Here is a 19,742-nt window from a genome sequence, read left to right as displayed (position 1 = left end):
CAGGTGTCAGCCGGTACAGGTGTCAGCTGGCGCGGCGCTTCAGCTTGCGGCGCTCGCGCTCCGAGAGTCCGCCCCAGATGCCGAAGCGCTCGTCGTTGTTGAGCGCGTACTCGAGGCATTCGCCGCGCACGTCACAGGAGGTGCAGATGCGCTTGGCATCGCGCGTCGAGCCGCCCTTCTCGGGGAAGAACGCCTCGGGATCGGTCTGCGAGCACAGCGCGTCGGCCTGCCAGGCCAGGGCACTGTCGTCTTCGGCATCGGCCTTCCGCACCCCGGGAACACCGAGGTTGATCGGATCGACGAACCAGTTCTCCGGTACGTCTGAACGGTAACCCGTCATCTCGCTCTCCAACCCCTGAATATCCGCCCCCTCGGCGGGCCGCGCAGAACTAATTACACCCGTGTCATTCCCATCGGTCAAGTCGTGGATCGTAAACCCTCAATCCGATCTTGAAGGTTCTTGAGCCTCGTACGGCGTGTCGCGTGACGGGCGGAGGTCAGTCCCTGCGGCCTCCGGGAGACGCCACAAAGGCCTCCCCCGCGCCGCCGACGGTGATGCGTCCCTCATCGGCGGTCGCGAAGGCCGCGGTGCCGATCGGGACGTCGCGCGTCTCGCCGTCCGCGCCGCGCACCCTCACCTGTCCGGCGGTGGCGAGCACCATGGTCGGCCCGTCCACCTCGACATCGACGTCTGCGCCGTCCACCGTGATCCGTCGCAGCGCGAAGTCGTCGACCGGGACCGGATACTCGGTGACCGCGCCGACCGCGTCAGGGCGGAGCACCGGGACCTCGCCGGTCGTGGTGTCGAGGATCCCGAGGAGCTCGGGCACGTCGATGCGCTTGGGCGTGAGACCACCGCGGAGCACGTTGTCGCTCGCGGCCATGATCTCGACGCCGAGGCCCGCGATGTAGGCGTGCAGCAGTCCCGCACGGAGGAACACGGCCTCACCCCGCTGGAGCACCACGTGGTTCATCAGCAGCGCGACCACGACCCCGGGGTCGCCGGGGTAGGTCCGCGAGATCTCCGCCACCGCACGCAGCGCAGGACTCCACTCCCCCGCCTCGGACGCGCTCATGGACCGCACCGACTCGATCACGCCGTCGACGACCGTCTGCGCCTCCCCGGAGAGGAGCCAGCCGATCGTGTCACGCAGGACGTCCCCCTCTCCGCGAAGCCGCGCGGCGAGGGCTTCCACGCCGATACCCGGACCGAGCGCTACCAGCAGTCGCAGAGTGTCGTCGACCGGACGAAGGCCGCTGAGCGACTCGAAGCGCTCGCTGAGCGCCACGATCAGCTCGGGCTTGTGGTTGTCGTCGCGGTAGTTGCGGGTCGGATCGTCGGAGGCGAGGTCGGACTCCCGCTCCCATCCCGCCCTGGCCTGCTCGACCGTCGGGTGCACCTGGATCGACAGCGGCGAGGCTGCCGCGAGGAGCTTCAGGAGGTAGGGAAGCGACCCGCCGGTGATGGCATCGAGGGTGGATCCGCCCTCCACATCGGCCGGATCGCCGGGATGGTCGCCGAACCACACCTCCGCCTCCGGAGCGTCCGCGGCGGCGCGGCCCTCGAGTTCGGCGAGGAGCGTCTGCGACCCCCAGGCGTAGTCGCGGGGCACATTCGAGAGACTCAGCAGCATGTCACCAGAGTATTGGCACGGATGCCGACGGCCCACCAGCGCCACCCACAGGTGCGGCGCGAGTCGCGCGCGGTAGCCTGAACGCGATGGCGCATTACACGAAGCATCCGGTCTCGGCCCCGCCCCGCGCGCCCGAGCGCGAGTCGACGGGGCATCTGGTGCTGCGCGGGTACGTGGTCATGATGATGCTCGCGGCTTTCGCGCACTCGGCGATCTACAACCTCGTCGGAGAGATCGGCGCGTTCATCACGCTGATCGCCTTCCTCATCGCCACCCTCGCCGTCGGCATCCCGATGATCGCCCGCCGCCGACCGAGCGCCTTCCCCTGGCGACGGCTCCCCTGGGCGGCCGTGGGCTATACGGCGCTCGCGCTGCTCTCGGTCGCATGGTCGCAGTGGCGCGGTGCCACCCTCATCACCTGGGTGCTGCTCGCGACGGTGACCGTCGGCGGACTGTTCATCGTGCAGGTGCTGACCTGGCACGAGATCGTGCGCGCGCTCGCCTCGACGTTCAAGTGGATCCTCGGCCTCTCGCTGGCGATCGAGCTCTGGGTCGCTCTCGTGGTGCACGAGCCGATCCTGCCCAACTTCTTCATACGTCCCGAGGGAGACCTCGACCCGCACTGGTACTGGGTGCGCGGGAACCTCCTCGACGGAGGCCGTATCCAGGGCATCGTCGGCAACTCGAACATCATGGCGATCATCTGCCTGTTCGCGCTGCTCACGTTCGGGGTGCTGTTCGCGGCGCGCACGCGGTGGCGCACGACTCTCGCGCTGTGGTCTCTGCTCGCGGCCTACTTCCTGCTCCGCGCAGGGTCTGCCACCGCCTACGCGTGCGCGGCGGCCGCGGCTCTCGTGCTGGTGGTCGCCCTGCTGATGCGCCGCTCCCGCACCCCGGGCGCACGCACGCGGCTGTACGTGCTCTTCATCGGCGGCACGGCCGTGCTGGGCGGGGCACTGTGGCTGCTGCGTGAGCCCCTCTTTGCACTGCTCGGTCGCAGCTCCGACCTCACGGGTCGATCCGACCGGATCTGGAGCGCGGTCCTGGAGCGGGTCGCGCAGCATCCGCTCTTCGGCAACGGATTCTCCAGCCCCTGGGTGCCCTTCGACCCGGCATTCCAGGGCTGGATCGAGGATCACGGCATCACGGTCTTCCACGCGCACAACATGTGGCTCGACGTGCTCATGCAGCTCGGAGTGCTCGGGGGCATCCTGATGGCGTTCGCCTACCTCAGCCTGCTGTGGAGGTCGTGGTTCTTCGCGATCGACCGGCCACGGTGGGACCTGGGTGCCGATCGCCCGTACTCGGCCCTCACACTGCTGCCGAGCCTCTTCACCGCCGTGCTGCTCGTGCAGGGACTGACCGAATCGACCCCGATCATGCTGTGGGGCTGGATGCTGCTCGTCATGTTCTCGTTCAAGATCAAGGTCGTCCCCCTGGTCGGCATCGGCGAGCGCGAGCGCGTGATCGAACGCGGCGAGAGAAGCCGGCGGGTGCCGTGACCTCGACGCACCGCCTGCCGGACCTGTTCGGCTCCGCAGAGTTCGCCCGTGCGTACACGATCGCGGTCCTGACCGCCGTCTTCGCCTCCTTCACGATCGAGCGGGCGGCGTCGGCGGTGACCCTGGGCACCGTGATCGTCGCCCTGTGCGCGCTGGGTGCCGCGATCCTGTGGGTGCGGCGGGAAGAGCTCTCGCTCCTTCGCATCGCGCCGTCATCACTGCTCGCCTTCCTGGCCTGGGCGGCGATCAGCCTCGCCTGGAGCACCGACAAATCCGACACGATCCTCGGGTGGCTGGAGCTGGTCGGCTTCGCCTTCCTCGCCATCACCGTCGGACACATCCGCGACACCCTGCAGACGGTGCGTGCGCTCGGCGACACGCTCCGGCTCCTCCTGGTGGTCTCGCTCGGGCTGGAGATCCTCTCCGGCGTCCTGCTCGACACACCCTTCAGCTTCCTGGGAATCCAAGGTCTGCTCGCCGACGGCGGACCCGTGCAGGGGATCTTCGGCAGCCGCAACATGCTCGGCTTCGTCACGGTGATCGCCCTCATCACCTTCGTCATCGAGTGGCGCTCGCAGTCCCTCACGCCGCGCATCGCCGTCCCGTCGATCGGCCTGGCCGCGATGCTGGCGTTCTTCTCCTCATCGCCGACCGTTCTCGTGCTGGCGGCTGCGGTCGGAGTCGTCACCTTCGCTCTCACCATCGTCCGACATGCGCCCACCGCACGGCGCACCCTCGTGCAATGGGTGCTCGGGGTGCTCGTCGCTCTGGCACTCGCCGCGGCGTTCGCGCTGCGACATGTGATCATCGCGCTGCTCGACGCCGGTTCGGACTTCTCGATCAGGGCGACGCTGTGGAACACCATCCTCGACTTCGCGGCGCTCAAGCCCGTCGAGGGCTGGGGCTGGTTCGGGTCGTGGGCGCGCGGCGAGTTCCCCTTCACCTACATCAACTTCCTGCTCGACGACCGCCACCAGAGCGCGCTCAACGCCTACTTCGATGTCCTGCTGCAGCTGGGCACGGCCGGACTCGTGCTGTTCCTGCTGTTCGGAGGTATCGCGACGGTGCGCTCGTGGCTCGTGGCGAGCATCCGTCGATCCGTCGTCTACGCCTGGACCCCGCTCATGCTCGTCACTCTCGCGGTGGAGTCGATGTTCGAGAGCTTCACGCTGGTCGGCGCGGGCTGGTTCATGCTCGTCCTGTGCGCACTCCGGGCAGGGCAGTCCCGCTCCTGGCGCGAGAACATCGACGCCGCGCACACGGGTGCGATCCCGACGTTGCGATCGGAGCGCTGACGCGCACGTGCCCGCGCGGGGGTTTCCGAGGTCGTCCGGGTAGGCTGTTGTCTGCCCGCGGCGTCCCGCGGACTCGAGCTTCCGGAGATCTCACCTCGTGACACACGTCCCCTTCGACCCGGCGTCCGCGACGATCGTCATCGTCACGTTCAACCGCTCCCACCTGCTGACGGGCCTTCTCGAGAGCATCGTCTCGATGGAACCGAAGCCGGGCCACGTCGTGATCATCGACAATGCGTCGTCCGACGACACCACCGAGGTCGTCGACTCCTTCCGACCGCGTCTGGGCACCGAGCTCGTCTACCGGCGCCTCGAGACGAACACGGGCGGCTCCGGCGGCTTCAGCGAGGGCATGCGCACCGCGTACGAGCTGGGATCCGAGTGGATCTGGATGATGGACGACGACGTCGAGGTCGTCCCCGACGGCCTCGCCAAGATGGGAAAGTGGACGCCCCGCTTCAAGAGCATCCAGGGCCGCCGCTACGACTACGACGGCAGCGAGTTCTACTGGCAGTACCGCATCGCCGAGCGCATGGGCATCCCGATCCCGTTCGCTCCGTCCGGCTTCGACTCCTCCGGCTACAAGGAGATGAACAGCGGATGCTTCGAGGGCATGTTCATCCACCGTTCGATCGTGACGCAGATCGGCTTGCCCGACCCGAGGTTCTTCATCTACTGGGACGACCAGATGTACGGATGGCTCGCCTCGCGCCGGACCACGGCCGTCATCGTCGACGAGTTCGTGCTGCGGCGCACCCGTGAGATCAAGCAGTGGGACATGGGCATCCGCCACATGAACGCGTCGAGCAACGCCTACCGCTTCTACATCATGCGCAACCGCGCCTACATCAAGCAGTACTACCGCGTGCACGGCACCTACAACCCGGTCCTGTTCGGGCTCGGCACGTCGATGACCTTCGCCAAGGAGCTCATCCGGCTGCTGTTCGTCGAGCGCACCGTGCGCGGCACCAGCAATCTGTTCCGCGGACTCAAAGAGGGCGGCGTGCTCGGACGCGACCGCTTCTGGACGCCGATGCCGCCTCTGGAGGGCTGACCGACATGACCGACGAACAGCAGCCGGACATCCGCTGGGCGCCCATGGAGCCCGCCCCGAGCAACCGCGGCCGCATCGCGCTCATCGTGGGCCTCGTCGTCGCAGCCCTCGTCGTCGTCGGGGTCCTGCTGTTCTTCCTCCTCCCCCTGGGCGAGGCACCGACCCCGGGCGCGAGCGGCTCGCCGTCGCCGACCTCGTCAGCGACCGCCTCCGCGACCCCTGAACCGACCTCGGAGCCGGAGCCCACCGCGTCGCCGGATCCGAGCATGACCCCGGTCACGACGCCGCCGCCCGTGGCCGACCCCTCGCTTCCCGCGTTCCGCGCCCAGGTGCAGGGGTGGCTCGACGACGCGCTGACCGGACTCGACATCGTCGGCGAGACGAGCGGGCAGGATGCCGTGTCGGTGATCGACTCCCTGCAGGACGACGCCCAGCGGCTCGCGGAGTCCGCCGCTCCCGGCTCGATCGAGGCGGGGTGGAACGACGGGGTGGGTGCATACCAGCAGTCCCTCACCGACCTGCGCTCGAGCGCGGAAGGGGGAACCCCCGCGTCCGACGTGCTCACGCGGGCCCGCCAGGCCGCTGAGAATCTTCGCACGCTCGTCGAGCTCTGACGCGCCCGCTCGCGCGGTCGGGAGACCGGTCCCGGTCGGGCGTCTAGTCTCGCTCGGGAGACGCGTACAGACGCGCGGCCAGCTGCGATTTCTCCTCGCCCAGCAGGCGCGCACGAGCCGGGAAGTCGGCCGCCGACGTGGCGCGCAGCTCGCCGGCATCGACGTCGTCGCGCAGGGTCCATCCGGTGCCGAGCGCGATCAGCGACCCGTGCTTGACGTCGTAGTACCCCGAACGCGCGTTCACGACGGTGCCCCTCGCTCCGGCCGCCGCCGCGAGGAGGTGGAAGTGGAAGCGGGAGGTCAGCCAGTCCTGCCCCGCCTTGGCCGGGAAGCCGTGGTCCCACATGCGGACGAAGGGGAAGAACGGCGCCCCCTCGTCGATATGCTCCGCAGCGTACTTCGAGTCGTCCGGCGGGATCGCCTCAGCGAAGCCGACTCCCGAGCCTCCGTGCTGCGCCCTGAACGCCTCCACCAGATCGCGCAGGTCGGAGTCGTCCTCGTCGTCGAACATGTCGCCCTGAACCAGGACCATCGCGTCGGGGACGTCCTCCTCGGCCGCGTAGAGTTCGCGGCTGTTCGCGAACGCGAGGAAGGCATCGTCGACCCCGGCACGCACTCCGACGGCGTCCGCACTGTCGGCGTCACGCGCCTCCGCGTAGTCGAACTGCGCGAACTGCTCCGCGAGGCGCTCGCGCAGGTCGCCGCTGACCGGCATGAATCCCTGACCGGTGGCGTAGATCCTGATGCCGAAGTCCGCCTTCAGCGTGGTCATCGCCGCGATCACGCCGAAGTTCTCGGGCCAGATCTCGTTCATGTATCCGCCACCGAGCAGATGCACCGACTCCATCCGGCGCAGCTCCCTGAGCCCGAGGTCGTACCGTGGGGATCCGAGGTCGCGCAGCAACGTGCCGGCCCGCTCGCCGGCGGGTTCCGGGTCCGCCGGGCCCGTGTGCGCCATGTGCCACAGCGTGTTCGTCGTCCGCAGGCGCGGGTGGGTGTCGTGGAACAGGTGAGCGGCGCGCCCCGGCTCGATCGTGTCGAGCCATACCTCACGGTCGGGCTGATGCTCGGCGAGCCAGTCGAGCCAGGAGCGAGTGATGAACTCGTCGCCGAAGTTCGGCTGTCCCCCCGCCGAGACCAGATAGACCGGGCCCTGCGGCGCGGAGAAGAGTCGGGAGGCGGCGCGACGCAGATTCGTCGCCGCGCGCGCAGCAGAGAGAGCCATGGGTGGGACCGCCTCGGGTAGGCCGTGTCGGCGAAAGCGGGGGTACTCGCGCCGTTACCCCGAGCCTACCGACGATCACCGCACGAGGCTCCGGACGCTCTCAGGTCGCGATGTCCGCGTTGTACCGGTCGAGCACCTCGGCGATAGAGGCATCCATCACCAGTGCGCCCCCGTCGAGGTACAGACCTCGCTTGCAGAAACGGCGGAGGTCGCGCTCGTTGTGGCTGACGAAGAACAGGGTGCGACCTTCGGCGAGGAGTTCGTCGATCCGCCGATAGCACTTGTCTCGGAACGCCTTGTCGCCGACGGCGAGCACCTCGTCGACGAGCAGGATGGGCTCGTCGAGCTGGGACACCACCGAGAACGCGAGACGCACCTTCATGCCGTTCGAGAGGTGCTTGTAGGGGGTGTCCTCGAAACCGTCGAGTTCAGCGAAGGCGATGATCCCGTCGTAGCGACGCGACACCTCGTCTTTCGACATCCCGTGCAGGCCGGAGGTGAGCCGGACGTTCTCTCGCACCGTCAGATCGCCCACGAAGCCTCCGGTGATCTCGATCAGCGGTGCGACACCTCCGTTGACGGCCACCGTCCCCTCGTCTGCGAGCAGAACCTTGGCGACGAGGCGCAGCAGGGTCGACTTGCCCTGCCCGTTGCGACCGACGACGCCGATCGACTCCCCATGCTGCACCGAGAAGCTCACGTCGCGCAGTGCCCAGAACTCTCCCGGGCGCGAACGTCTGGCCGCACCGGCGAAGAGATCCTTGAACGTGCGACCGCCTCGGCGGTTGCGCCGGAAGCGCACCCCGAGTCCCGACACTTCGATGGCGACCGGCATCACAGCTCCTTCAGCACGGGGCGCTCGAGGGCGCGGAAGGTCCAGATGCCCAGTGCGAGGATCGCCACGCACATCACCGCGCTGACGATCACGGGCATCGGCTCCCACAGCTCGGGGAAGAACCCGACCCGATACAGGGTGAAGATGCCGGCGAGCGGGTTGAAGGCTCCGATCGTGTGGAAGGGAGCCGGAAGGTCGCGGAAGCTGTAGATCACCGGAGAGGCGTAGAACAGCGCCCGCAGGATCAGCGCCGTCGTGCGCTCGAGGTCGACGTAGAGCACGCACAGCGGCGCCACGAGCAGCCCCAGACCGACGAGCAGGACGACCTGCATGATCATGGCCACGGGGAACCAGAGCAGCGACCAGCTGACGGTCGCACCGCTGAACACCGCGAACAGCACGAGGACCGGAAGAGACAGGAGGAACTCGATGCCCTTGCTGAGCACGATCCGGTTCACCCAGATCGACCGCGGGATCGCGGTGGATCTGACGAGCCTCGAATCCTTGCGGAAGGCACGTGTGAAGTCCGAGACCGACGAGTTGAACCAGACCCACGGCAGCAGTGCCACGATGAGGAACACGATGTACGGGTCCTCACCGACGCTGCGGTGGAAGATCTGGGTGAAGACGAACCAGTAGATCGCGCTCATCACGAGCGGATCGAGCACCGACCACAGGTAGCCGAGCGAACTCGTCGCGTAGCGCACCTTGAGATCGCGCGCCGACAGCAGCCACAGCGAATGCAGGTACCGTCGAGGCGTGCCGGGCGCCCCGACGGTCGACTTGCTCATGTGACTCCTGTGCTCAGGCCGCCCGAGAGGGCGCGAGGTGCGTTCAGTCCTTCTGCACCTTATCGAACGTCGCCCGCCACTGATCGGGCGAGGTGACCTTCGGGGTGCCCTTCGCGAACTCCTCGGACAGCACCTTCCAGCGCCGCGCCAGAGCGAGGTTGAGCCGGATGCTGCGGAGGAGGAAGCGGTGCATCGTCGAGCGATCACGCTGGTACCAGGCGACGCCGAGCCCGTCGGGCGAGGTCACGAGCGCGGAATCGATGTCGGCGAACCGCCACCAGTTGATGTCCTGTGCCGAGATGATCCGCTCGGGGTTGAGGCGGCTGCCTGGCGACTGCTTGATCAGCAGCTGACGCGCTCCGACCCTTGCGGCGAGCACGAGCGCCGCGATCGGGTTCGTCGGCTTGCGTACGCCGCCGAGGATCGCGAACGAGGAGCGACGGACGGGCGGGAGCGCGGAGAGGTCTTCGACGACCTTCGAGTCGATGTACGCCGTGCGCATCTCGCGGATCTCGGCCTGCTTGCCCGGGAGCAGATCGGGCAGCACGGCGGGGCCGCGCATGACGTCGCGCAGGGCTTCGTGCCGCAGGCGCACCGCCGAATACTGCAGCATGAACAGCAGCTTGATGTCACCGAGGAAGGAGTGCAGCGGAAGGAACCCGCCGTTGCGGACATGCGAGTGGAGGAGACCGGTGATCACCCGGTTGCGGTGGATGAAGTACTCCTCCCACGTGCGAGTGGGGTCCTTGTCGTGCCAGGCCATGTGCCACACCGCGACTCCGGGCAGGCAGACGGTCGGGTACCCGTGCTCGCGCGCACGCAGCGAGTACTCGATGTCGTCGAACTTGAGGAACACCGGCAGCGACAGACCGATCTCGCGCAGGATCGCGGTCGGGATGAGGCACATCCACCACCCGTTGAAGTCTGCACCGAGGTGACGGTGCAGCCCCGGGGTCTCGCGCAGGGTCTCCTCCGCGAAGTCGTGGTCGTACTCGCTGGCGCCGGAGGGGCGCATCCAGGACTTGCGCTGATCCCATACCTCGCCCTGCGTGTACAGGACGGAGCGGTCGTCGAGGTGCAGCATGCCGCCGCCGACGATGGTCGGGGTGATCGCGAAGTCCGCGAAGCGCACGGCCCGCACGATGGCCTCCGGCTCGGAGATGGCGTCGTCGTCGAGCAGCAGCACGTACCGGCTCTCCTCGGAGCCGAGCGACTCGAGCATGGCCCTCGAGAATCCGCCGGAGCCACCGAGGTTCGGCTGTCGCAGGACCTCCAGCTTGTCGCCGAGCGCCGCGGCGGCGTCGTCGAAACCCGGCTGATCCGAGACGAGATCGGTGCCCTGGTCCACCACGATCACGCGATCGAGGACATCGTGCACGTGCTCGTTCTGCCCCACCGCGATGATCTGGTTCAGGCAGTACGACGGGCGGTTGAAGGTGGTGATGCCCACCGTCGTCTTGCCGGGGGTCCAATCCTCGGGAGCCGCGACCTGCCATTCCGCCGAGACGAGCGTCGCATCGGAGTTCCCCGCCGCGATGTCGAACCAGTAGGAGCCGCCGTCGATGAACGAGGTGATCGGGAGGTCGAAGGTGACGGTCTCGTCGGAGAAGGACTTCGAGGCGAGCGCCGATGCGCGCCCTCGGGCGCTCGACTTGTACACCGAGATCAGTCCCTTGCCCTCGACGGTCGCGACGAGACGGACCGAGCGGACGTTCGTCGAGTGCTGCCAGTAGCTGGCCGGGAACGCGTTGAAGTAGGTGCTCAGCGAGACGCGGCGGTGCGCATAGACCCGGATGCTGCGACGCCCGACGATCTCGTACGCCTCGCCGGGCTGGGAGCCGTCGCCGGAGCCTGTGTCGACGTAGAGGGCCGAGACCTCGGCCACTCCCTCGGTGGGGAAGACCGTGTGATTGACGGCGACGAAGTCGGTGTTCGTTCTCGTGTTCTCAGTCATGGGGAGTCCCGTCAGGCCAGCTCGTTGTTCCACATCGACAGCGCAGACCCGATGGCCATGTGCATGTCGAGGTACTGGTAGGTGCCGAGACGGCCGCCGAAGTGGACGTCGCTCTCACCCTTGGTCAGTTCGCGGTAGGCCAGCAGGCCCGACCGGTCCGTCGGGGTGTTGACGGGGTAGTACGGCTCGTCGTCGCGCGTCGCGAAACGCGAGAACTCCCGCATGATCACGGTCTTGTCCTTGGGGTAGCGGTCCTCCCGCTCGGGGTGGAAGTGACGGAACTCGTGGATGCGGGTGTAGGGCACGCCCGCGTCGGCGTAGTTCATCACCGGCGTTCCCTGGAAGTCTCCGGTCTGGAGCACTTCCTCCTCGAAGTCGAGCGTGCGCCAGGACAGCTCGCCCTCCGCGTAGTCGAAGTAGCGGTCGACCGGACCCGTGTACACGATCGGGACCTGCCCGACCGTGGCCTTCTTGTTGAGCGGCTGCGACTCGTCGAAGAAGTCGACCTCGAGCTTCACCTCGATGTTCTCGTGGTCGGCCATCCGCTCGATCCACGCGGTGTAGCCGTCGGTCGGCAGCCCCTCCCACGTGTCGTTGAAGTAGCGGTTGTCGTACGTGTAGCGCACGGGAAGCCGGCTGATGATCTCGGCAGGGAGGTCGCGCGGGTCGGTCTGCCACTGCTTGGCCGTGTAGTCGCGGATGAACGCCTCGTAGAGCGGGCGTCCGATGAGACCGATGCCGCGCTCCTCGAGGTTCTGCGCGGACTTCGGGTCGAACTCCCCCGCCAGCTCGGTGATCAGCGCTCGTGCCTCGTCCGGCGTGTGCGCGGCGTTGAAGAACTGGTTGATCGTGCCGAGGTTGATGGGAAGCGGGAAAACGATGCCGTTGTGGTTCGTGTAGACCCGGTGCACGTAGTTCGTGAACGTCGTGAAGCGGTTGACGTACTCCCAGACGGTCGGGTTCGAGGTGTGGAAGAGGTGCGCGCCGTAACGGTGCACCTCGATGCCGGTCTCCGGCTCGTTCTCGCTGTACGCGTTGCCTCCGATGTGGTGGCGGCGGTCGATGACCGTGACCTTCCGGCCGGCGGCGGCTGCGCGTTCAGCGATGGTGAGTCCGAAGAAGCCAGACCCGACGACGAGGAGATCCATTGATGCAACTTTCCTGATGCTGACCGACGTGACGAGGTTCGCGGGCCCTGACGGGCACGCGTTCACACATTTTAGCTGGACCTCGGTGCGATCAAGCTGAGGGCGGCGGCAGGTGGCCCGAATCCGCGAGAATTCGCTCGAGGAACGGCGAGAGGGTCCGCGCGTAGCTGCGGGACAGGTGGTTGTCGTCGATGTACACCGCGATGTTGCCGATCGCCGCCTGGCAGACGTCCCAGGGGCACAGCCACGGCGTGAAGTCCACCGTCGTGACGGCATCCGCGAACACGGACGTGGGATTCTCCTCGGCGAGCACGAGCTCCCTCGGGACCTCGCACCCCCGCGACTCGTCGATCGCGCACTCGTACATGTCGAAGTCGAACCGCGGGTTGTCACGGACGCCGATGACCGGGATGTCCGCCGCGCGCAGTTCGCCGACGGCTTCCTCGATGCCGTGCAGAAGGCGCTCGGGCTCCTGGGCGTCCGCTCTCGTCACCACGAGATACACGGCGTCCGGCGAGATGGCCTTCGCATAGTCGAGCGCCGCTCGGGCCCACGGCTCGCACGACGCCTCGGTGGGGCTGCGCGATTCCTCCGCGAGGCCCGCCGTGCAGCCTCCTCGCAGCACCGTGATGATCGCCAGATCACGGTCTTCGGAGAGGGCGATCAGCGGGGCGGAGAGCTGCTGTGCGTGTGAGTCCCCGATCACCAGGATCCGCATCGCCGCGTCTGCGGCGTCGTCGCTCTGGTTGCACGTGCCGTCGAGCACGGCATCCCTCGGTGCGAATCTGCCGGTGCATGCGGGTCCCACCGCCGCCCACTCGGCCTGCAGCTCCGTCGGGCTCGGGATCATCGGCGTGTCGAGGTCGGCGATCTCGAACGCCGCCTCGACCTGCGACGCGCCGGGGTAGTCGGAATCGGCGGCCGCGGCCGCGAACTCGGCGGTGCGCGTCTGCTCGACCCATCGCCACCCCGCAGTCGCGCCGGTGACCACCACGACCGACGCCGCGATCACGGCGACACCGCGGATGACCGCCGGGCGGTCGGTGCGGGATGGTCCGCGAAGCGGCCTCTCGACCCCCCGGGACAGCAGCCGAGCCGCGACGAGTGACATCCCGATGATGATCGCCCCCTCGACGAGGCCGACGCGGTCGGTCTCTGCGACGACCATCCACATCACGAGGATCGGCCAGTGCACGAGGTAGAGGGCGTAGGCGTCCGACGAGAGCGATGACAGCGGTCGCGACCCGAGCAGCGCTGCGGGCCCGCCGCGCTGCTCGCCCGCGCCTGCGATGATGACGGCGGCCGTGCACAGTACGGGCCAGAGAGCGAGGTACCCGGGGAATCCGCCGCGCACGTCCAGGACGATGCCGCAGAGCACGATACCCGCGAGCCCGGCCCAGCCCAGCACCGCCCGCGCGGGGGCCGGCATGCGGATTAGCGGCTGCAGCAGCGCGAGGAGGGACCCTGCCGCGAACTCCCAGAGCCGTGTGCGCGTGTCGAAGTAGGCGAACGCCTGCGCGTCGCGCGTCTCGATGACGGAGAACCACAGCGACCAGACGAAGATCACCAGGAACACCGCGACGAGCACCGGCCGGATGAGATCGCGACGCCGGCGCAGCAGCAGCGCCACCGCACCTATCAGCAGCGGCCAGAGGAGGAACACCTGTCCCTGCACCGACAGCGACCAGAAATGCTGCAGGGGGCTGGTCTCGGCGCTGTCACGGGCGTAGTAGTCCACCTCGGAGAACGCCAGCTGCCAGTTCTGCACGTAGAACAGGCTCGCGAGGCTCTCGTTCCAGATGCGCGACCACTGCGACGGGGGCATGAAGGCGTAGGCGGCTCCGAGAACCGCCAGCAGCGTCACCGCCGCGGCCGGCACGAGGCGCCGGAAACGGCGGGTCCAGAAGGCGCCGAGAGCGAGGGGAGCACCGGTGATCGCGCGACGGGCCAGCGATCCGGTGAGCAGGAACGCCGACACCATGAGGAAGACGTCGACTCCCCCGGACACCCGCCCGAGCCACACGTGATAGACGACGACGAGGACGATGGCCAGAGTCCGCAGCCCGTCGATGTCCGCACGGCGCGACGGCGCTGCCGACGTCGTCTCGGGTCGCATGGAGGCACTCCTGCCGGCTCGCTCGGCCGCTGCGTGGATCTCCGCCGTTTCGGGTGACGGAGACGGGTTCCCTCCAGAATATCGCAGAGGGGATCCCGCCCGGTCGGTCAGGGCCGAGCGGGCCGAGAGGCCTCGAGGGCGTCGTCGATGACCTCGCGCAGTGCGTCACTGAGTGTCGCAGCGTAGGCGCTGCTCAGGTGATCTGCATCGTAGAAGACCGGTTCTCCGCCGACCGCTGCGAAGCACTCCGCCTCGTCGCAGAGCAGGTCGGTGAGATCCGCCGGCCAGAGGCCGGCCAGCGGGTCCTTCGCCGCGTCGGACACAGGGTCGGAGGGCATCGCCGCTGCGCGCGGAACGGCGCACGCATCCGGCGATTCGGCGTTCAACAGGATGCAGTCGAGATCACGGACGTCGCCGTTGAGAGGGGTGTCGGCAATGGCGACGACGGCGCTGCCCGAGTCGATCCAGCGGCTCCACGCGCGCCGAAGTCCCTCGGCGAACTGCTCATTCGCCGGGAGGCCGCTGCCGTCGTCGACGAGCTGCTGTCGAGCGGCCATCGAGGTGACGATGAGGTCGGGCTTCTCCGCGACGAGCTCGTCGGACAACGCGGCCGACCAGTCGCGACACCTCAGGTAGTCGGCCGGACCCCAGGCGGAGTCGAAACCGACGAACGCGACATCCGCCGGCGGACAGCCGGGGAACGAGCTGATCGTGAGATGCCATCCCTCCGCGCGGGCGATGGGGAACACCGCGGCCTGCCACTGCTCCGCGTGAGAGTCCCCGACCAACCACACACGGGGCCCTGCTCCGCCATTCGAGAAATCGCACTCGCGCGTGGTCTGACGGCCGTCGACCACGAGCTCGTCGCCGAGCTCTCCGCATTCCGGCGCGAGGGCGAAGTACGCATCCGCCTGGGTCACGACAGGATCGAGGACCGCGGCGGACGGATCACACGGCCCAGGGTCGGCGAGTGCGGCCGATCCGACACAGGCACCACCGGACTCCTGCGCGGCCTCGGCCGTCGCAGAGCGGGATGCCGCCCCGCCCAGCAGCAGGACCGCGACGAGCGACACGACCGCCATCATCACGCCCGCGCCCGCGAAGGCGCGCCCCGTGCCGCGCCACCACCGCGCACGCTGGGCGGGGACCTCGATCCAGCGCCGGCTGCCCCAGGCAAGGACGAGCGCGACGGCGAGGATGCCGATCCTCGACCACAGAGATAGGGGCGCGCCGATCACGAAAGGTGTCAGGACGATCAACGGCCAGTGCCACAGGTACAACGAGTACGAAACCTCTCCCAGCCATTGCACCGGCCTGGCATCGGTCAGCCGCGCCACTGCCCAGAGCGGCGCTCGACGACCGGTGCCGGCAATGATCACAGCGGCGGTCGCGAGCACGGGGAGCAGGGCCGCGACGCCGGGATACGGGGTCTGCGGCCCGAACACGAACGCGGCGACGGCGATGCCGGCAAACCCGGCGGCGGAGAGCGCCGCCGCGGCCGGAGCGTTCAAGCGACCGAGTATTCCCGCGGGCAGGAGGGCGATCGCCGCCCCGGCGGCGAACTGCCATGCGCGCGTGAACGTCACGAAGTACGCCTGCGCCGGTGATCCCGCGGTGTAGGCGACCGCCGCGACGAAGGACAGGGCGGCGACCGTCGCCACGACGATCAGCAGCAGACGCCGGCGGCCGCTCTCTCTGCCCGCGCGCACGGCGGCCGCGGAGGCGGCGAGCACGAGCAGAGGCCAGACGAGGTAGAACTGCTCCTCGACCGACAGCGACCAGTAGTGCTGCACCGCGCTGGAGGCGGCGTTGTGAGCCGAGTAGTCGACCGAGAGCGCGGCGAGGGTCCAGTTCTCCACATAGAAGACGCTGGCCAGCGCCTGCACCGCGTTGTCGGTCCACCGGGTGAAGGGCAGCAGCAGCCAGACGCCGAGAAGAGTCACGAACACGACGGTGAGCGCCGCGGGCAGCAGACGCCTGATGCGGCGTGCGTAGAACGCCGCGAGACGCACCCGCCCCGTGCTCTCCGTCTCGGAGAGCAGGTGGCCGGTGATGAGGAATCCGGATATGACGAAGAAGACGTCGACGCCCACGTATCCGCCGGGGACGCGATCGGGCCAGAGGTGATTGAGCACCACCAGCCCGATCGCGACAGCCCGCAGAGCCTGGATGTCGGTGCGGAATCTGCGCGTGCGCGCAGACGCTCGGGAGGTCGCGACCGCCGTGGCGGACGCGCTCACGACGCCAGGTACTCCTTCAGCTGCTCTCCGGCGTCACGCGGCGCGAAGCCTGTGGCCTCGAGCTTCGAGAGATCCAGGACGCTGTTGAGCGGCCTCGGCGCCACGGGCCCGGTCGCACCGGCGAAGTACGTCTCGGTGCTGACCCCGGACACCCGCGCACGATCCGCTCCGGTGAGCGCGAAGATGTCTCCCGCGAGCTCGGCCCACGTGCGAGGCTCCCCCGACCCGCTGACGTTATACGTGCCGTACGGCGCGCGCGTGCGGAGGAGATGCGCGATCGCGCGGGCGATCTCCGAGGCGAATGTGAGGCGCCCGCGCTGGTCGTCCACGACGTTCGGGTCGATCCCCCGCTCGGCGAGCGATGCCATCGTCCTGACGAAGTTCTTGCCGTCGCCGATGACCCACGAGGTGCGCAGGATGTAGTGGCGCGGCGCCGTGGCCACGGCGAGATCCCCCGCCGCCTTCGACTGCCCGTACACGCCGAGCGGGCAGAGCACGTTGTCCTCGAGATAGGCGCGGGTCGAGGTGCCGTCGAACACGTAGTCGCTCGAGACATGCACCAGCGTGACGCCGTACTCGGCGGCGATCGAGGCCAGACGCGCCGGTCCCGAGGCGTTGGCCGCCCATGCGTCACGGCGCCCCTCCGCGGTCTCGGCGAGATCGACCGCCGTGTACGCGCCCGCGTTCACGATGGCGTCGTAGTCCCGCCACCGCCGCGCGGTGCGGAGCTCGGAATCGCCGAGGTCGAACTCCGCACGGGTGGTCCATTCGATGTGGTCGGCGGCGCCGAACTCGTCGCGCAGCGCGCGCCCGAGCTGCCCGCCGGAGCCCACCACGAGGATCTTCTTCGCGCTGATCGGGGTGACATCCGCCAGACGCGGATGCGCGAGGTCCTTCTCCGAGATCTCGACGTCTGCGAGATCGATCGGCCAGGCGATCGCGGCGGTCTCGTCGGCGAGGTTGAGGAAGGAGTACGACGCCTCCGGCGACCAGTGGTCGTTCACGAGATACGCGTAGGCAGTGTCGGGCTCGAGCGTCTGGTAGGAGTTGCCCACTCCGCGCGGCACGAAGATCGCCTTCGAGGGGTCGATCTCGGCGGTGAAGACCGCGCCGAACGTCGGGCCCTCGCGGAGATCCACCCAGGCCCCGAAGATCCGCCCGGTCGCGACCGAGACCCACTTGTCCCAGGGCTCCGCGTGGATGCCGCGGGTGGTGCCGACAGCGTCGTTGAACGAGATGTTGTTCTGCACGGGGCCGAAGTCGTCGAGGCCGAGTGCGGTCATCTTCTCGCGCTGCCAGTTCTCCTTGAACCAGCCGCGCGAGTCGCCGTGCACCGGGAGGTCGAAGACGACGAGTCCGGGGATTCCGGTCTCCACGATGCCCAGCTTCTTGCCGAACGCGATCTCAGCCACGGTCGGTCACTGTCCCTTCGACGCGTAGAAGGCCTCGGTCGTGTCCTTCGCAGGAGCCCACCATGCCTCGTTGTCGCGATACCACTGGATGGTCGCGGCGAGTCCCGACTCGAAGTCGGCGAACTCCGGTGCCCAGCCGAGCTCCGTGCGCAGCTTGGTCGAGTCGATCGCGTAGCGGAGGTCGTGCCCTGCGCGATCGGTGACGTGGTCGTATGCGTCGCGCGGCTGACCCATCTCCTCGAGGATCAGCTCGACGACATCCTTGTTGTTGCGCTCGCCGTCCGCACCGATGAGGTACGTGTCGCCGATCCGGCCTTTCTCGAGGATCGTGAGCACCGCGGACGAGTGGTCGTTCGCGTGGATCCAGTCACGGACGTTCTCGCCCGCACCGTAGAGCTTGGGGCGGATGCCACGGATCACATTGGTGATCTGCCGCGGGATGAACTTCTCCACGTGCTGGTAGGGCCCGTAGTTGTTCGAGCAGTTCGAGATCGTCGCCTGCACCCCGAACGAGCGCACCCAGGCGCGCACGAGCAGATCGCTGCCGGCCTTGGTCGACGAGTACGGCGACGAGGGGTTGTACGGAGTCTGCTCGGTGAAGCGCTCGGGGTCGTCGAGCTCGAGATCGCCGTACACCTCGTCGGTCGAGATGTGGTGGAAGCGGGTCTCGTGCTTGCGTGCGGCCTCGAGCAGCGTGTACGTGCCGACGATGTTCGTGTCGAGGAACGGGCGGGGGCTGTGCAGCGAGTTGTCATTGTGCGACTCCGCGGCGTAATGCACCACCGCGTCCGCCTCGCCGGTCAGGCGGTCGACGAGCTCGGCGTCCGTGATGTCTCCCTGCACGAAGCGCACTCTGTCCTCGGGCAGTCCCGCGAGCGATGCGCGGTTGCCGGCGTAGGTGAGCGCGTCGAGGACCGTGACGGTGTGCTCGGTGTTCTCCACGGCGTAGTGGACGAAGTTGGAGCCGATGAAGCCGGCCCCTCCGGTGACGAGGATGTTCGACATCAGCGACCTCTTTCCAGGGTGTCGAGCAGGTAGGTGCCGTAGCCGGACTTCACGAGCTTGTGCGCGCGTTCACGCAGTTCGTCGTCGTTGAGGAAGCCCTGTCGCCAGGCGACCTCCTCCGGCACGCCGATGCGCAGACCCGTGCGGCGCTCCATCGTGCGCACGTAGTCTCCGGCGTCGGACATCTGGTCGAAGGTCCCGGTGTCGAGCCAGGCCGTGCCCCGAGGCAGCACCTCGACCTGGAGCGTCCCGCGCTCGAGGTAGGCACGGTTGACGTCGGTGATCTCGTACTCGCCGCGCGCGCTCGGCTCGAGGTTGCGGGCGATCTCGACCACGTCGTTGTCGTAGAAGTAGAGACCGGGCACGGCGTAGTTGCTCTTCGGCTGCTCGGGCTTCTCCTCGAGCGAGACCGCGCGGCCGTCCGCGTCGAACTCGACGACGCCGTAGGCGCTGGGCTCGGCAACCCAGTAGGCGAACACGGCACCGCCCTCGACGTCGGTGTAGCGCTTGAGCTGCGTTCCGAGTCCTGGGCCGTAGAGAAGGTTGTCGCCGAGGACGAGGGCGACCTTGTCGTCGCCGATGAAGTCGGCGCCGATCACGAAGGCCTGCGCGAGTCCGTCCGGGGAGGGCTGCTGCGCGAACGTGAGGTTCACCCCGAACTGCGAGCCGTCGCCGAGCAGACGTTCGAACTGCTCCGCGTCGTGCGGCGTGGTGATGATCAGGATGTCCCGGATCCCTGCCAGCATCAGCGTCGACAGCGGGTAGTAGACCATGGGCTTGTCGTACACGGGGATGAGCTGCTTGGAGATGCCGATCGTGATCGGGTGCAGCCTGGTACCGGAACCGCCAGCGAGAATTATGCCTTTCACCCCCATATCGTGCCACATCCTGCCTGAAAGGTTGGGATCCTCGGCATG

Annotated in this window: 16 protein-coding genes; 4 read left to right on the top strand and 12 right to left on the bottom strand. The window is 68.2% G+C overall.

Translation table 11 applies throughout. The features are described from left to right. Nucleotides 1–22 precede the first annotated feature (22 nt). Together DXT68_RS06125 and manA are read right to left on the bottom strand one after the other, a co-directional pair. Nucleotides 23–340 carry a WhiB family transcriptional regulator gene (locus tag DXT68_RS06125; RefSeq protein ID WP_082069052.1) on the bottom strand — a complete coding sequence of 106 codons (318 nt, stop codon included), beginning with the start codon at nucleotides 338–340 and terminating at the stop codon, nucleotides 23–25. 157 nt (nucleotides 341–497) lie between these two features. Then, entirely contained in the window at nucleotides 498–1,634 is a 1,137-nt protein-coding gene (manA, locus tag DXT68_RS06120; protein ID WP_045255458.1) for a mannose-6-phosphate isomerase, class I, read from the bottom strand. An 86-nt stretch (nucleotides 1,635–1,720) separates the two neighbouring features. Between manA and DXT68_RS06115 the strand changes: the two genes are divergently transcribed. The 4 genes from DXT68_RS06115 to DXT68_RS06100 all read left to right on the top strand — a co-directional run bounded on the left by DXT68_RS06115 (nucleotide 1,721) and on the right by DXT68_RS06100 (nucleotide 6,099). Beyond that, nucleotides 1,721–3,136 carry an O-antigen ligase family protein gene (locus tag DXT68_RS06115; RefSeq protein ID WP_045255459.1) on the top strand — a complete coding sequence of 472 codons (1,416 nt, stop codon included), beginning with the start codon at nucleotides 1,721–1,723 and terminating at the stop codon, nucleotides 3,134–3,136. Further along, a complete protein-coding gene (locus DXT68_RS06110; RefSeq protein ID WP_045255460.1) occupies nucleotides 3,133–4,431 on the top strand; it encodes an O-antigen ligase family protein in 1,299 nt (432 codons plus the stop codon). The genes DXT68_RS06115 and DXT68_RS06110 overlap by 4 nt, the downstream gene beginning before the upstream one ends. Nucleotides 4,432–4,528: 97 nt before the next feature. Further along, nucleotides 4,529–5,485, top strand: coding sequence for a glycosyltransferase family 2 protein (locus DXT68_RS06105; RefSeq protein WP_045255461.1), 957 nt, complete (start codon nucleotides 4,529–4,531; stop codon nucleotides 5,483–5,485). 5 nt (nucleotides 5,486–5,490) lie between these two features. Beyond that, nucleotides 5,491–6,099, top strand: a complete 609-nt coding sequence (locus DXT68_RS06100) for a hypothetical protein (protein ID WP_045255462.1) — start codon at nucleotides 5,491–5,493, stop codon at nucleotides 6,097–6,099. Between the two features lie 43 nt (nucleotides 6,100–6,142). Here the strand turns inward: DXT68_RS06100 and DXT68_RS06095 are convergent, their stop codons facing one another. The 10 genes from DXT68_RS06095 to rfbA all read right to left on the bottom strand — a co-directional run bounded on the left by DXT68_RS06095 (nucleotide 6,143) and on the right by rfbA (nucleotide 19,694). Next, nucleotides 6,143–7,324, bottom strand: coding sequence for a polysaccharide pyruvyl transferase family protein (locus DXT68_RS06095; protein WP_052677846.1), 1,182 nt, complete (start codon nucleotides 7,322–7,324; stop codon nucleotides 6,143–6,145). A 100-nt stretch (nucleotides 7,325–7,424) separates the two neighbouring features. Continuing rightward, nucleotides 7,425–8,159, bottom strand: a complete 735-nt coding sequence (locus DXT68_RS06090; RefSeq protein WP_045255463.1) for an ABC transporter ATP-binding protein — start codon at nucleotides 8,157–8,159, stop codon at nucleotides 7,425–7,427. After that, nucleotides 8,159–8,950, bottom strand: coding sequence for an ABC transporter permease (locus DXT68_RS06085; protein WP_045255464.1), 792 nt, complete (start codon nucleotides 8,948–8,950; stop codon nucleotides 8,159–8,161). The genes DXT68_RS06090 and DXT68_RS06085 overlap by 1 nt, the downstream gene beginning before the upstream one ends. A gap of 43 nt (nucleotides 8,951–8,993) precedes the next feature. Next, nucleotides 8,994–10,904, bottom strand: a complete 1,911-nt coding sequence (locus DXT68_RS06080) for a glycosyltransferase (protein ID WP_045255465.1) — start codon at nucleotides 10,902–10,904, stop codon at nucleotides 8,994–8,996. Between the two features lie 11 nt (nucleotides 10,905–10,915). Then, nucleotides 10,916–12,052 carry a UDP-galactopyranose mutase gene (gene glf / locus DXT68_RS06075; RefSeq protein WP_045255466.1) on the bottom strand — a complete coding sequence of 379 codons (1,137 nt, stop codon included), beginning with the start codon at nucleotides 12,050–12,052 and terminating at the stop codon, nucleotides 10,916–10,918. A 91-nt stretch (nucleotides 12,053–12,143) separates the two neighbouring features. Then, a complete protein-coding gene (locus DXT68_RS06070; RefSeq protein ID WP_045255467.1) occupies nucleotides 12,144–14,168 on the bottom strand; it encodes an acyltransferase family protein in 2,025 nt (674 codons plus the stop codon). A gap of 107 nt (nucleotides 14,169–14,275) precedes the next feature. Beyond that, entirely contained in the window at nucleotides 14,276–16,408 is a 2,133-nt protein-coding gene (locus DXT68_RS06065) for an acyltransferase family protein (protein WP_045255468.1), read from the bottom strand. After that, entirely contained in the window at nucleotides 16,405–17,820 is a 1,416-nt protein-coding gene (locus DXT68_RS06060; RefSeq protein ID WP_045255469.1) for a sugar nucleotide-binding protein, read from the bottom strand. The genes DXT68_RS06065 and DXT68_RS06060 overlap by 4 nt, the downstream gene beginning before the upstream one ends. A 6-nt stretch (nucleotides 17,821–17,826) precedes the next feature. Continuing rightward, entirely contained in the window at nucleotides 17,827–18,825 is a 999-nt protein-coding gene (gene rfbB / locus DXT68_RS06055) for a dTDP-glucose 4,6-dehydratase (protein ID WP_045255470.1), read from the bottom strand. After that, nucleotides 18,825–19,694 (bottom strand): glucose-1-phosphate thymidylyltransferase RfbA, encoded by an 870-nt coding sequence (gene rfbA, locus DXT68_RS06050; protein ID WP_045255691.1) that lies wholly within the window; start codon nucleotides 19,692–19,694, stop codon nucleotides 18,825–18,827. The genes rfbB and rfbA overlap by 1 nt, the downstream gene beginning before the upstream one ends. Nucleotides 19,695–19,742 lie beyond the last annotated feature (48 nt).

The organism is Microbacterium foliorum, assembly GCF_003367705.1.
GTDB classification, from domain to species: domain Bacteria; phylum Actinomycetota; class Actinomycetes; order Actinomycetales; family Microbacteriaceae; genus Microbacterium; species Microbacterium foliorum.
Note: the sequence above shows the minus strand (reverse complement) of the source record. Positions and strands in the feature narration are given on the sequence as shown.